Origin of the sequence: Thiohalocapsa marina, assembly GCF_008632335.1 — a bacterium.
GTDB classification, from domain to species: domain Bacteria; phylum Pseudomonadota; class Gammaproteobacteria; order Chromatiales; family Chromatiaceae; genus Thiohalocapsa; species Thiohalocapsa marina.
This window is the reverse complement of the sequence record NZ_VWXX01000001.1, coordinates 1-13,580: the sequence shown is the minus strand read 5'-3', so window position 1 is coordinate 13,580 and position 13,580 is coordinate 1. Positions and strand designations below refer to the sequence as shown.

Annotated in this window: 13 protein-coding genes; 1 reads left to right on the top strand and 12 read right to left on the bottom strand. The window is 67.1% G+C overall.

The window, feature by feature from the left end; all coding sequences use genetic code 11:
* Positions 1–2: 2 nt before the first annotated feature.
* The 7 genes from F2Q65_RS00065 to F2Q65_RS00040 form a co-directional block, all read right to left on the bottom strand.
* The gene (locus F2Q65_RS00065) at positions 3–272 is read right to left on the bottom strand and encodes an MrpF/PhaF family protein (RefSeq protein WP_211353904.1); all 270 of its coding nucleotides are present in this window, start codon (positions 270–272) and stop codon (positions 3–5) included.
* A complete protein-coding gene (locus tag F2Q65_RS00060; protein WP_150089164.1) occupies positions 269–751 on the bottom strand; it encodes a Na+/H+ antiporter subunit E in 483 nt (160 codons plus the stop codon). Before F2Q65_RS00060 ends, F2Q65_RS00065 begins: the two co-directional genes overlap by 4 nt.
* Positions 752–963: 212 nt before the next feature.
* Positions 964–2,289: a 2-oxoglutarate dehydrogenase complex dihydrolipoyllysine-residue succinyltransferase gene (gene odhB, locus F2Q65_RS00055; protein WP_150089162.1), complete on the bottom strand. Its 1,326-nt coding sequence runs from the start codon at positions 2,287–2,289 to the stop codon at positions 964–966.
* An 80-nt stretch (positions 2,290–2,369) separates the two neighbouring features.
* Positions 2,370–5,240 (bottom strand): 2-oxoglutarate dehydrogenase E1 component, encoded by a 2,871-nt coding sequence (locus F2Q65_RS00050; RefSeq protein ID WP_150089160.1) that lies wholly within the window; start codon positions 5,238–5,240, stop codon positions 2,370–2,372.
* A 214-nt stretch (positions 5,241–5,454) separates the two neighbouring features.
* Positions 5,455–5,619 carry a hypothetical protein gene (locus tag F2Q65_RS19345; RefSeq protein WP_170265419.1) on the bottom strand — a complete coding sequence of 55 codons (165 nt, stop codon included), beginning with the start codon at positions 5,617–5,619 and terminating at the stop codon, positions 5,455–5,457.
* A 27-nt stretch (positions 5,620–5,646) separates the two neighbouring features.
* Complete coding sequence (locus tag F2Q65_RS00045; protein ID WP_150089158.1) at positions 5,647–7,104, bottom strand: NAD(P)/FAD-dependent oxidoreductase; 1,458 nt, start codon at positions 7,102–7,104, stop codon at positions 5,647–5,649.
* Positions 7,105–7,202: 98 nt separating this feature from the next.
* Positions 7,203–8,516, bottom strand: coding sequence for a methyltransferase domain-containing protein (locus F2Q65_RS00040; protein ID WP_246155796.1), 1,314 nt, complete (start codon positions 8,514–8,516; stop codon positions 7,203–7,205).
* 197 nt (positions 8,517–8,713) lie between these two features.
* Between F2Q65_RS00040 and cysC the strand changes: the two genes are divergently transcribed.
* Positions 8,714–9,382, top strand: coding sequence for an adenylyl-sulfate kinase (gene cysC / locus F2Q65_RS00035; RefSeq protein WP_150089156.1), 669 nt, complete (start codon positions 8,714–8,716; stop codon positions 9,380–9,382).
* 73 nt (positions 9,383–9,455) lie between these two features.
* Here the strand turns inward: cysC and bioA are convergent, their stop codons facing one another.
* The 5 genes from bioA to lpxA form a co-directional block, all read right to left on the bottom strand.
* Complete coding sequence (gene bioA / locus F2Q65_RS00030; RefSeq protein WP_386113923.1) at positions 9,456–10,772, bottom strand: adenosylmethionine--8-amino-7-oxononanoate transaminase; 1,317 nt, start codon at positions 10,770–10,772, stop codon at positions 9,456–9,458.
* A gap of 13 nt (positions 10,773–10,785) precedes the next feature.
* A complete protein-coding gene (locus tag F2Q65_RS00025) occupies positions 10,786–11,133 on the bottom strand; it encodes a hypothetical protein (protein ID WP_170265418.1) in 348 nt (115 codons plus the stop codon).
* 176 nt (positions 11,134–11,309) lie between these two features.
* The gene (locus F2Q65_RS00020; RefSeq protein WP_150089154.1) at positions 11,310–12,143 is read right to left on the bottom strand and encodes a symmetrical bis(5'-nucleosyl)-tetraphosphatase; all 834 of its coding nucleotides are present in this window, start codon (positions 12,141–12,143) and stop codon (positions 11,310–11,312) included.
* A 47-nt stretch (positions 12,144–12,190) separates the two neighbouring features.
* Positions 12,191–12,580 (bottom strand): Co2+/Mg2+ efflux protein ApaG, encoded by a 390-nt coding sequence (gene apaG, locus F2Q65_RS00015; RefSeq protein ID WP_150089152.1) that lies wholly within the window; start codon positions 12,578–12,580, stop codon positions 12,191–12,193.
* A gap of 108 nt (positions 12,581–12,688) precedes the next feature.
* Complete coding sequence (lpxA, locus tag F2Q65_RS00010; protein WP_150089150.1) at positions 12,689–13,387, bottom strand: acyl-ACP--UDP-N-acetylglucosamine O-acyltransferase; 699 nt, start codon at positions 13,385–13,387, stop codon at positions 12,689–12,691.
* Positions 13,388–13,580 lie beyond the last annotated feature (193 nt).

Sequence of the window (13,580 nt, the reverse complement as noted above, 5' to 3'; positions counted from 1 at the left end):
GGTCAGTCCGGCAGGGTTCCGTTGTCCAGGCGCTCGACGAACTTGAGCACGGCGATGATGCCGATGAAGTTGATCAGCGCATAGGTGATGGCGATGTCGAGAAAGTCCGGCCGCTCGGTCAGGAAGCCGTACACCGCGATCAGCAGCACGGTCTTGGTGCCGAACATGTTCACCGCCAGGATGCGGTCGTAGACGCTCGGTCCCAGGAAGGCGCGCGCCAGGGCCAGTCCCATGACCACCAGGATGCCCAGGGCCGCGGCGGCAAAGATCATCGTGCGCCCTCCAGACGGGTCACGCGGCGGTCCATGTCGCCCGTTGCCAGATCCTGCAACGCGGCGCCGGACAGGGCATGCACCAGGATCTCGTTGTCGCTGACCTCGATGGCGACGGTACCCGGCGTCAGGGTGATGGAGTTGGCGTAGATGGTCTTGCCGAGCAGGGTCTGCTGGGTGCAATGCAGCCGCTGCATGGTCGGGCTGATGGGATGCTCTTGCGGCCACCAGATGCGCTTCACCACATCGATGTTGGCCTTGACGATCTCGCCGGTGAGCCAGACCCAGTAGGCCGGGATGCGCAGCAGCATGGCAGGCCGGTAGCAGGTGGGCTCCAGGCGCTCCATGCGCAGGCCGAAGCCGGCGGCGATGACCACCGACAGGGCACCGAAGGCCAGCAGCAGACCGTGGTCCCAGAAGCCGGACAGCAGCAGCCAGAAGGCGGGCAGAGTCAGCGATGACAGAATGAGATAGGCCACGTGTCAGGATCTCGGTTCGAATGGCAGCCGCCTTGCGAAAACCGGAATGCTACACGATACATGCGCAATTCCCAAGGCCATCGGGGCCGATCGGCGGCCATCGGTGTCGATCGGCGGCGGATCACGGGGCCGGATCGGCGTCAGGCCGGGATCAGACCGAACCCGAACCCGAACCCGAACAGGCCCCGGATGCGGCGGATTGACCGGTTGTATCAGATGCGCAGCAGCAGACGCGCGGGATCCTCCAGGGTCTCCTTGATGGTGACCAGGAACTGCACCGCCTCGCGGCCGTCGATGATGCGGTGGTCGTAGGACAGGGCCAGATACATCATCGGCCGGATCACCACGGCGCCGTCCACCGCCACCGGGCGTTGCTGCACCTTGTGCATGCCCAGGATCGCGCTCTGCGGCGGGTTCAGGATGGGCGTGGACATCAGCGAGCCGAAGACACCGCCGTTGGTGATGGAGAAGGTGCCGCCGGTCAGTTCCTCGAAGCTCAAGGTGCCGTCCTTCGACTTGACAGCGAAGTCGGCGATGCCCTGTTCGATCTCGGCCATGCTGAGTTGGTCGCAGTTGCGCAGGATGGGCACCACCAGACCGCGGGGCGAACTGACGGCGACGCCGATGTCGTAGTAGCCGTGGTAGATGATGTCGCTGTCGTCGACCGATGCGTTGACCACCGGATAGCGCTGCAGCGCCTCCACTGCGGCCTTGACGAAGAACGACATGAAGCCGAGCCGCACGCCGTGGGTCTGCTCGAAGCGGTCCTTGTACTGGCCGCGCAGGGCCATGACGGCGCTCATGTCCACCTCGTTGAAGGTGGTGAGCATGGCCGAGGTCTGCTGCGCCTGCACCAGTCGCTCGGCGACCCGGGCGCGCAGCCGGGTCATGGGTACGCGCTGTTCCGGACGCCCGGCCTCGCCACTGAGACCCGGCGCCGCGGGGACCTCGATCTCGTCGGCGAGGGCCGCATCCGGATCGCGGGCGCCCTGGTCGGACTCCTGTGCATCCAGCCAGGCCATGACATCCGCCTTGTGGATGCGTCCGTCCTTGCCGCTGCCGGGGATCAGGCTCGCATCCAGACCCAGTTCCTTCACCAGGCGGCGGGCCGCCGGCGCCAGGGCCGGGGTCTCGCCCCGATCCGGATGTTCGGCCCTGGCCGGCTTGTCCGACTTGGTCGCCTTGTCTGGCTGTCTGGCCTGCCCCTTGTCCGCCGCGGACCCGGCGGCCGCCGGTGCCGGCGGTTTCGTCCCGGCGTCCGGCGACATCGGCGCGGCAGTTGCGGCTTCGCCGCTGTCATCGCCGGCCTGCAGCAGGGCCAGCACGGCATCGGCCTGCACCACATCGCCTTCACCGGCCATGCGTTCCAGCAGGGTGCCGTCGGCCGGTGCCGGGACCTCCAGCACCACCTTGTCGGTTTCCAGATCGACCAGGGTCTCGTCCTTGCGGACGGTCTCTCCCGGTTGCTTGTGCCAGGTCAGCACGGTGGCGTCGGCGACGGACTCGGGCAGGGCGGGGACACGGACTTCGCTGCTCATTTCCTCTGTTCTTCCGGTGGCGTTTGCTTGGCGGCGTTGATGCTGGGTCGGTTGGCCTGGAGCAGGCTGTGGCCGGGGGCTCAGGCTCCGACCTCCTGTGTGGGGATACGTCGGTTCAACACCGGATTGATGCGCCCGGTCAGGGCTTCGTCGATCAGGCGTTCTTGCTGTTCTACATGGACCGCGCGGTGGCCCACGGCGGGTGCGGCGGAGGCCGGCCTGCCAACGTAGTAGGGCTGCTTGCCGTCGACAATCAAGTCGTGGAAGCGGTGCTTGATCTGATCCCAGGCGCCCTGGTTCTGCGCCTCTTCCTGACACCAGATGATCTCCCGGGTGTCCGGATAGCCGGCGATGGCCTCGGCAAAGGCCTCCTTCGGGAACGGGTACAGCTGCTCGATGCGCAGGATGGCCACATCCGTCAGCCCGCGGGCCCGCCGTGCCTCCAGCAGGTCGTAGTAGACCTTGCCGCTGCAGCAGACGAGGCGCTGCACCTGCGCTGGTTCGATGGGGTCGACCTCCGGGATGATGGTCTGGAAGCCCCCGTCCGCCAGTTCCTCCAGCGAAGAGACCGCCAGCCGGTGCCGCAGCAGGCTCTTCGGTGTCATGACGATCAGCGGACGCCGGTAGTCGCGCACCAGCTGCCGCCGCAGCAGGTGGAACATCTGCGCCGGCGTGGTGGGCACGCAGACCTGGATGTTGTGCTCGGCGCAGAGCTGCAGGTAGCGCTCCAGCCGGGCGGAGGAGTGCTCCGCACCCTGGCCCTCCAGCCCGTGGGGCAGCAGCATCACCAGGCCGCACTCCAGGCCCCACTTGGTGCCGGCGGAGGTGATGAACTGGTCGATGACCACCTGCGCGCCGTTGGCGAAATCGCCGAACTGCGCCTCCCACACGGTCAGGGCATTGGGCTCGGCGGTGGCGAAGCCGTACTCGTAGCCGAGCACCGCCTCTTCCGACAGGATGGAGTCGATGGCGATGAAGGCGCCCTGGTCTGCGGACAGATGCTGCAATGGGGTGTAGTCGTTGCCGGTGGCCTGGCAATGGACCTTGGCATGGCGATGAAAAAAGGTGCCGCGGCCGGCATCCTGCCCGGACAGGCGCACCGGGTAGCCGGCCTCAAGCAGCGTGGCATAGGCCAGATTCTCGGCGAATCCCCAGTTGCCCAGCTGGTCGCCCTGGGCCATCTTGCGGCGCTCGGCCCAGATCTTGTCCACCCGCGGATGCAGCTCGAAGCCCTCCGGCACCTGCAGCAGGCGTTCCGCCAGCGCCTGCAGCTGGTCGCGCGGCACGCGGGTATCCGCCGGCGCCTGCCAGTCATCGCCGGCGCAGGCACGCCAGTCCACGCGGTAGGCGTTGTCCAGGCCACAAAGCACCGGTCGCGCCACGACGATGCCGTGCTCGATGGAGTTGCGGTAGTCCTCGATCAGGCCCGCGGCATCGTCGCGGCTGAGCACGCCGTCGTCGATGAGCCGGTCGGCGTAGACCGCCCGCGACGTGGGCCGCTCGCGGATCTTCCTGTACATCATCGGCTGGGTGACGGAGGGTTCATCGGCCTCGTTGTGGCCGAGCCGGCGATAGCAGACCAGGTCGATGACGACGTCCTTGCGGAACTGGTTGCGATAGTCCAGCGCCATGCGGGTGACGAAGATCACCGCCTCCGGGTCATCGCCGTTCACGTGGAACACCGGCGCCTGCACCATCTTGGCCACGTCGGTGCAGTACTGGGTCGAGCGGGTGTCCAGCGGATTGCTGGTGGTGAAGCCGATCTGGTTGTTCACCACCACATGCACGGTGCCGCCGGTACCATAGCTACGGGTCTGGGACAGTTGCAGGGTCTCGGTCACCACGCCCTGGCCGGCGAAGGCGGCATCGCCATGGATCAGCACCGGCATCACCTGCTCGCCGGTGCGATCGCCGCGACGACGCTGGCGGGCGCGCACCGACCCCTGGATGACCGGATCGATGATCTCCAGGTGCGACGGGTTGAACCCCAGCGCCAGGTGAACGATACCGCCGGGGGTCTCGACATCGCTGGCGAAGCCCATGTGGTACTTGACGTCGCCGGCGAGCTGCCGCGGATTCAGCGGCACCTTGCCCTCGAACTCCGCAAAGATCTCCTGGGGCGGCTTGCCGAGGATGTTCACCAGCAGGTTCAGCCGGCCGCGATGGGCCATGCCGATGACGATCTCGCGCAGCCCCTTGCGGCCAGCGCGCTGGATCAGCTCGTCCATCAGCGGGATCAGCGCCTCGCCACCCTCGAGCGAGAAGCGCTTCTGTCCGACGTACTTGGTGTGCAGGTACTTCTCCAGTCCCTCTGCCGCCGTCAGCAAGGTCAGCAGCCAGCGCCGGTCTGCCGCGTCCAGTTCCGGCCGACCCTGGTAACCCTCCAGTCGCTTCTGGATCCAGCGCTTCTCTGCCGTGTTGGTGATGTGCATGTACTCCGAGCCCACCGGGCCGCAGTAGATACGCCTCACCAGGTCCAGGATCTGCCGCAGCGGCATGCGGTTGGGCGCGTACAGCGAGCCGGTGTGGAATACCAGATCCAGATCGCCGTCGTCGAGGTTGTGATAGCCGGGCTCCAGGTCCGGCACCCGGGGTGTCGGTCGCAGCTTCAGCGGATCCAGGTCGGCGACCTGGTGGCCGCGGTAGCGGTAGGCGTTGATCAGCCGCAGCACGGCGGACTGCTTCTCTGCCGCCGCCGGTGCCAGGCGGTCGATGTGCCGGTTGCGGGCGCGGATGCGGCTCTCGCTGGCGAGCCGCTCGAAGTTCTCCCGCACCGGGCCGTGCGGGACCTCGTTGGCCGCCTCCCGGGGCATGGCGTCGAAGCGCCGCCGCCAGGCGAGATCGACGCTCTCCGGATCCTTTAGATACCGTTCGTAGAGGTCCTCGATGAAGGCCGCATTGCCGCCATAGAAGGCGGATGAGGATCGGAACAACTGGAGCAAGGCGCTCATGGTGATCTGCTCTGGTGGTTGCTGTCGTTCTGTTCGCTGCAAGCGCGATTAGGGAAACGCGTCGGAAACCGCGTCTTCGAATCGCGTGCTGATTTTTGGCCAGGATGGCCGATAAATCAGCGTCTCCTTGGGGGTCTCGCACTGCAGTGTACCGCAACCCATGCGACCATGGGCAAATCACCGACGAGCGCCGCGGTTGCGGCGCCGGTTTGGCTCAGTGGTGGGACTTAAGCAGCAGTTTGAGGATCTTGAAGTTGATGACCCAGAAACGGTAGAACTGCCACGCCGGATTGGTGCGGAAGTAGCGCGTGAAGCCGGTGGGCACCGGTGGATAGTAGGCCTGCTGATAGGGTTCCTTGTTCTTGACCGGGACGGACATGGCAGGGGCTCCGATGGTGTTGGTGGATCAGTCGGGCAGCACGGACCAGAACGGCCGGAGCTTGGCCTGATAGAGAAAGACATGGTGCAGGATGTACTTCATCCAGTGCCCGGCCAGGCCGATCTCGCCGAAGGTCAGGTCCATGTCGCGGCCGTAGTCCGGGTAGGCCTCGTAGTCGGGCACCACCGGGAATACGGTCATGGTGGCCGCGCTGCCCTTCAGGATGTGCGAGCCTGTGGAGGCGACACAGGCGGCACCCATCTCGCCCATGGAGGCCGTGTGCGTGGGCTCCGGGGCACCGTCGAGCATGTCGCGGATGCTTTCGGCCACAGCCTTGCCGATGGCCGCCGACGGCATGCCGGTGCGCGGCGGCGTCGGGCTGATGGACGTCCCGTTGGGGCTCTGCATCGGCTTGCTGATGGCATGCGGGGGTGCAAAGGCGATGCCGATGGCGAAGATGTTGCGATACCCGGGGGTCTGGTAGGTGCGTGGCCAGTCGGCCTTGCTCCATTCCTCGTAGGGCTTGGGGTTGTAGTCGGCGTCCACCTTCATGAAGCCGTTCGGCGCGAACAGATCCTTGGTGATGTCCGTGCCGTCCTTGGCGAAGGCCGTCAGGGGCTGGCCGGCGAAGGGCGGGATCAGCATGGCGAAATCGAACGCGAGTTCGTGCTCTTGGCCGTCCAGGGTCTCGTAGTGCAGTTTGCCGGGCTCGACCCGCTTGACCGCCGCGCGCACGATCCACTCCATGCCGCGCTCCACCATCATGGATTCGGCAAAGACCTTGCCATTGGTGATGTAGCCGCCGCGGCGGATGTGCACACCGCCCATGCCGAAGTCGCCGAGCTCGTACTCGTTGCTGATCCAGACCATGCGCGCCTTGTCGCGCACGCCCGCCTCGCGCAGGCTGTGGTCGACGTTGTAGATATATTCGAAGGCGGCGCCCTGGCAGGTGCACATGCCATGGCCGGTGCCAACGACAAAGGTCTTCTGCTCACCCCGCTGCATGGCGGCAATGGTGGCCTGCAACTGCTGGTTTGCCTCCAGGGCATGCCCCGGCGTGCAGACGGACGTGGTATAGCCGCCGTCGGGACCCAGGCCAGGGGTGGCACTGAAGTTCAGCTTGGGGCCGGTGGCATTGATCAGATAGTCATAGGTGATACGCGCGGTCTCGCCCGGACGCCGCGGGTCGGTGTACTCGACCGTGACGTAGGGCTGCACGGACGCGTCGCCCCCCTGCGGATGGATGGACAGGGCGCGCGCCTGATGGAACTTGACGTTGACCTTCTTGTAGACCGGCTCCAGCGGGAAGGTGACCTGCTTCTCCGTCATCTCGCCGACACCGACCCAGACATTCGACGGGATCCAGTTCCAGGTGGCGTTGGGCGACACGACGACGACCTCGTGCGTCTTGCCGACCCATTTGCCGAGGTAGCGCGCGGCAGTGTGCCCCGAGATACCAGCGCCAAGAATGACAATGCGTGCCATGGGCATCCTCCGTTGGTTTCGCAGCGTCTACGTTAGAACCAGCGGCCGTTCACTCACAACGACCTCCGTCAATCGTTGTCCACGAAAATCGGCTGGCGCTACGAACCGTCTGCGCCAGAGCGGCGCCCCCAGAGCGCATGCAGCGGGTCGGACAGGGCGACGCGGCCGGCATACTTGTCGTCGGCGGGACGCGGCAGGCCGCGCAAGCTCCAGGTGTTGAGGTCGGCGAACCGGCCCGACCGAAGAAAATACTCCAGCACCAGGCCCGCCCGCTCGAACGGGTGGATCTCCCGCCAGACCCGCACTGCCTTGGGCGGAAACCAGCGGTCGGAGACGGTGACGACGAACAGCCCTCCCGGCCGCAGCACCCGGGCCAGTTCCCGGAACACCTCCAGCGGCTTGACCAGGTATTCCACTGAGACGGTGCAGAGCGCGGCATCGAAGGCGCTGTCGTCGAAGGGCAGGGTGGGGTCACGGTTCAGGTCATGCACCACCCGCGCGTCGAGAGCAGCATTGGCTGCCAGCTCGGCGGCGTTCAGGCCCAGCCCGGTCACGGCGGCAGGCTGCAGGCTGTCGGGCAGATGCGAATCCCAACTGGTCATCAGGTCCAGGATGCGTGCCCCCGGCGGCAGAAGCCGGCCGAACAGCGCCGACAGCTCCGCCCGCGCGCTCTGGTCGAGGTGATGGACGAGACGCGCCTTGGCGTAGAAGCCGGCGTCGGGGCGCGGATCCTGGCGATCGAAGGCCCGATCGGAGAAGAAGTCCGTGGGCTGGTCCCGCCAGCGCGCCTGCATGCCCGGACCATCCGCCGTGATCCGGGCGGCCAGGGTGTTGGCTGGGGCCTCGGTTGGGGCATTGGTTCGCGCACCGGCCAGGGCGCTGTGGCCGGCATGCGGGTCGCGGTCGGTGATCGCCTCGATGCGCGCGCCCAGGGTCAGCGCCTTGCCGGCCAGGGGGTGATTGAGCTCTGCGCGCAGGCGGCCTGCGTCCAGGGCTGCCACGCGCATGGGCGAGCGGTCCGTTGCGGCGATGCCCTCGACGCCGGTGAGGATGCCCTTGGGATAGAAACGCCCCACCCGCGGATGAATCAGGCGTCCGGCCAGCATGCGGCGATTGAACTGCGCCGGATCCAGCTCCAGCAGCCGATCCTCCCGATAAGCTGGGACCCAGTCCGTCACATCGCGTCGCTGGACCTCGCAACGGCCTCCCATTCGGCTCCGGCAGTGATCCAGAGACTGGTCCAGCAGGTCCGCTGCCAGCGAGGCCGGCAGGTCGGTGCGTGACAGGTCCAGGTCGGGTTCGACCCAGCAGTCGCAATGGGCCGCGTGATCACTTTGCCAGGACAGTTCGAAGCGGACCATCGCCAGGGTGTCGGCGCCGGTCGGTTGCCGGGCGGCGGAGGGGTCGGTCATGGGCAAGGCCTGATCCGTGTGGTTGAGCCGCACAGGTTACACCAGGGGGCCGACATCCGTCCTTCGGTTGAACGCCAGGCCTCGGCCCATTACCATCCTTGATTCCTGGCACGGTATCATTCGGCGGCCAGGCACAACACGGCCTGTCCATGCCCCGGCGTGCCGATCCTTCATTATTGAGTTATTCCTTCTCTTCCATGGCAAACGATACGAACGTCACCTGGCACCAGCACCAGGTCTCCCGCGCGGTGCGCGAGCAGTCCAAGGGTCACCGTGGCTGCGTGATCTGGTTCACCGGCCTGAGCGGCTCCGGCAAGAGCACCGTGGCCAACACCCTGGATCATCTGCTGACGGGCCATGGCTTCCACAGCGCCGTGCTGGATGGCGACAACGTCCGTCACGGGCTCAATGCCGGCCCCGGCATGCTGCGCGAGACCCACGGCGAAGACTACGCCCAACGGTTCGGCCTGGGTTTCACCGCCATCGACCGCGAGGAGAACATCCGTCGTATCGGCGCCGTTGCGGAACTCTACTGCCAGGCCGGCCTGATCGCCCTGACCGCCTTCATCAGTCCCTATCGCATCGACCGCGACCGCGTGCGCGCCACTATGAATCCCGGCGACTTCATCGAGGTCTTCGTTGACACGCCGCTGGAGATCTGCGAGCGGCGCGACCCGAAAGGGCTCTACAAGAAGGCCCGTGCCGGGGAGATCAAGAACTTCACCGGCATCGATGATCCCTACGAGGCCCCGGTGTCGCCGGAACTGACCCTGCTGGCCGGCGAGCGCTCCCCGGAGATGCTGGCGCAGGAGGTCATCGACTACCTGGCCGCGTCGCGCATTATCCCCGCAGTGGAGCGCGGCTGATCACCCCTTCCGGCCCGTTCAAAACGCGGCCGGGCAAACCGGCCGAGGCAGCCTAAGACGGCCTCAGGCGGCCTCAGGCGGCCTCTGCAATCACCGCCACCGTAGCCTCGCACAGCTGCTGCAATTGTGCGTCGCTGATGATGTAGGGCGGCATCAGGTAGACCAGACGGCCAAACGGCCGCACCCAGACGCCACGCGCGACGAACCGGCGCTGGATCTCCCGCATCGGCACCGGCTGCGTCATCTCGACGACGCCGATGGCGCCGAGTACGCGCACCTCGGCAACCCCCGGCAGCGTCTGGCAGGGAGCGAGCCCGGCGCTCAGCGCGGCGGCGATGCGGGCGATGTTGCCTTGCCAGTCCTGCGACAGCAGCAGGTCGATGCTGGCATTGGCGATGGCACAGGCCAGCGGATTGCCCATGAACGTGGGGCCGTGCATGAAGACCCCCGGCGTTCCGCGAGAGAGGGTGTCGGCCACCTGTCGCGTGGTCAGGGTGGCGGCGGAGGTGAGATAGCCGCCGGTGAGGGCCTTGCCCAGGGTCATGATGTCCGGGCTGATGGCGGCGTGCTCGCAGGCGAACAGCCGCCCGGTGCGACCAAAGCCGGTGGCGATCTCGTCGGCGATCAGCAGCACGTCGAAATGATCGCACAGGGCGCGCACCCGGGCCAGATACTCGGCGGAATAGAAACGCATGCCGCCGGCGCCCTGGACGATGGGTTCCAGGATCACGCCAGCCAGGGTGTCGACGTGCTCCTCGATCAGGGCGGTGAAGGCCGCGATGTCCGCATCCGTGCAGGGCTCCCCGAAGCGCGGTGCCGGCGCCGGCGCGAACAGTTGCCGGGGCAGCACCCGGCCGAACAGGTGATGCATGCCGGTGACCGGATCGCAGACGGACATCGCATCGAAGGTGTCCCCATGGTATCCGGAGCGCACCGTCAGAAAGCGGCTGCGGTCGGGCCGGCCCAGGGCCTGCTGATACTGCAGGGCCATCTTCATGGCCACTTCCACAGACACCGAGCCGGAGTCGCACAGGAACACCTGCTGCAGGGGTTCCGGGGTCAGCCGGACCAGGCGCTCGACGAGCCCGACGGCGGGGGCATGGGTCAGGCCGCCGAACATCACATGGGCCATGTGCTGCAACTGCGTCACGGCGGCGGCGTTGAGCACCGGATGGTTGTAGCCGTGGATGGCGCACCACCAGGACGCCATGCCGTCGATGAGCCGGCGACCGTCCATCAGCTCCAGCTCGCAGCCGGCGGCGGCCCGCACCGGGTAGACCGGGTCGCGGTCGATGGTGGAGGTGTAGGGATGCCAGGCGTGGGCGGCGTCCAGGGCCAGCAGTCGTTCTGCGTCCAAGGTCTCCGGGTCGGGGTCAGGCTCGGCAGTCATCAACGGTTGACCGTCAACCCAGCACTTCCAGTTCCCGCACCAGGGCGTTCAGGTCGGCTTGCTGCGCCAGCGCCCCCTCCCAGAAGCGGTAGCGGCGCGCATCCGCCCCGTCGCCGATGGTCAGTTCGGCGATGAACCCGCTGGCCCCGTCCGGCGCCGGATGATCGCGGGCCTCTCCCAGGGCATCCAGCGCACGCCGCAGCCGCTGCTGGTGCTCCTTGTCCACCTGGCCCCGGCTCGGCTTGTGGCTGGTGTAGTCGCCTTGGTCGATGGTGAATACGCCGTCGGGCTCGACCTGGATGATCAGCATGTAGTCGTCCTGGCCGACGACGCGATAGTGGATGCGGGGCAGCGGGGACATCAGGGAACCTCCATTGTTGGGTTGGTGCAGACAGCATAGCGCATCCCGGGACTGAAATGACGTCCCCTCCGGCCTGCCATGATTCACCGCAACGCGGTCATGCCTTACCTGCGCATGACCCGCGCACTCACTGCCTTTGCGGTTTGAATTTCGCGGTTCAGGGGCTCAGCCCGCGGTCAGCCGGGGGTCTGGTAGCCCGCGCAGTCGAGGTCGAACACCTTGATCGGTTTCTTGCGGCGGATACGCACGGCGGTGAGCCGACCGCCCCACAGGCAACCGGTATCCAGGGCCCAGACGTTGTGCTCGGCAAGATAGCCCAGGGTAGACCAGTGGCCGAAGACGATCCGGTGCTCACGGCTGGCGCGGCCGGGCACCTTGAACCACGGCACAGCCCCATCCGGCTGCAGCCCCGGGGCGCGCTTTTCACGCAACAGCAGGCGACCGTCGGCGGTGCAGTAGCGCAGCCGGGTGAAGCAGTTGGTAATGAAGCGCAGGCGATCCATGCCCGCCAGGTCCGGTGACCAGCGATCAGGCTGGTTGCCGTACATGGCGTGCAGGAACTCCCGGTACCCGGGCCCCTGCAGCGTCGCCTCCAGTTCGGCGGCACAGGCGCGGGCCTGGGCCAGATCCCACTGGGGCGGCAAGCCGGCATGCACCATCGCGAAGCGCTTTTTCTCGTCCAGGTGCAGCAGGGGCCGGTGGCGCAGCCAGTGCAGCAGTTCGTCGCGGTCCGGTGCCGTGAGCACATCGTTCAGGGTACTCTTGCCGGCGTGCCTGGCGTTGCCGGCCGCTAGCGCCAGCAGATGCAGGTCGTGGTTGCCCAGCACCACCGCCGCGCGGTCGCCCAGGGCCTTGAACCAGCGCAGTACCGAGACCGAGTCCGGTCCCCGGTTGACCAGGTCGCCGACCGACCAGAGCCGGTCCGCGGCCGGATCGAACCCGATGTGATCGAGCAGGTGCCGCAGTTCGTTGTAGCAGCCTTGAATGTCGCCGACAGCGTAAGTGGCCATGCTCAAGCGGCTTTCGGTGTCCTGTGGTGAGGGGCGCGCCGATCGCTTCAGTGGAACCGGCTACGATCCCCCAGGGAAAAGGCCGGGATCTCGGCCTCGAAACGGATGCCATCGTCCGCCAGCATGCCGTAGCGACCATGCATGGTGCCCACGGGCGTCGAGATCTGGGTGCCGCTGGTGTAGCGGTAGGATTCGCCGGGTTGCAGGTGCGGTTGCTCGCCGACGACGCCGGCGCCGCGCACCTCCTGGGTCTTGCCGTCGGCATCGGTGACGATCCAGTGCCGGTCGAGCAGTTTCGCCGCAACCAAACCCAGGTTACTGATGGTGATGGTGTAGGCAAACACATAGGTGCCCGCCGCGGGGTCGGACTGCTCCGGAACGGGCTGGCTCACCGCGCTGACCTGGATGCGATAGCGTTGGTCGGTCTGAGAATCCATGACTGCTCCCTGATGACACCTGTGTGAGATGGCAGTTTGATCGACGCGGATTGGGTGTCGGCCAAAAGACGGATGGTCGTTGACGATGACTGGGGCAGGCTGACTGGGTCAGGCAAAGCCCGCCACGCCGCGCCGGGAACCCCGCACAAAGTGCACGATGGCCTCGGTCTCCGGGCCGGGATGGCGCTCCAGCGCGGCATCCAGGGCCTCGGCGAGGCGCAGGCCGGAACGAAACAGCAGCCGGTAGACGGCCTTGATCCGGCTGCGCTGGGCCTGATCGAAGCCGTTGCGCCGCAGTCCGACCAGGTTCAGGCCGATGATGCGCGCCCGCTGCCCACTGGCAGTGACATAGGGCGGGATGTCCTTCGGGATTCCGCTGACCCCGCCGAGCATGGCGTAGGCGCCGATGCGACAGAACTGATGCACCGCCACATGGCCCGAGACGAAGACGTGGTGCTCGAGTTCCACATGCCCGGCCAGGGTTGCCGTGTTGGCAAAGATATTGTAGTCACCGACACAACAGTCGTGGCCGACGTGGCTCGCCGTCATGAAATAGTTGTGGCTGCCGATGCGGGTGCCGGCCTCGGACTTGAGGCCGTGGCTGACGGTGACGCCCTCGCGGAACTGGTTGTCGTCGCCGATGATCAACGGTCGCGCCCGGTCTAGATGGTAGCCCAGATCCTGCGGCTCGGCACCCAGCACGGCACCGTGACAGACACGGTTGCGCCGCCCCAGGCGGGCTTGGCCGCAGATACGCGCGCCGGTCTCCACCACGCAGTCCTCGCCCAGGACTGCGCCGGATTCGATGACCGAGTAGGGGGCGCCCCGGCCGGCCCGGGGGCCGGGGGGGCCCGGCGCGCGGGTAGGGGGGGGGGGGGGGGGGGGGGGGGGTTTTTGGGGGGGGGGGGGGGAGGAAGGGCCCCGGCGGGGTTAACGGGGGCCCCCCCCCCCCCCCCCCCCCCCCCCCCCCCCCCCCCCCCCAACACAAAAACCCGGGCCC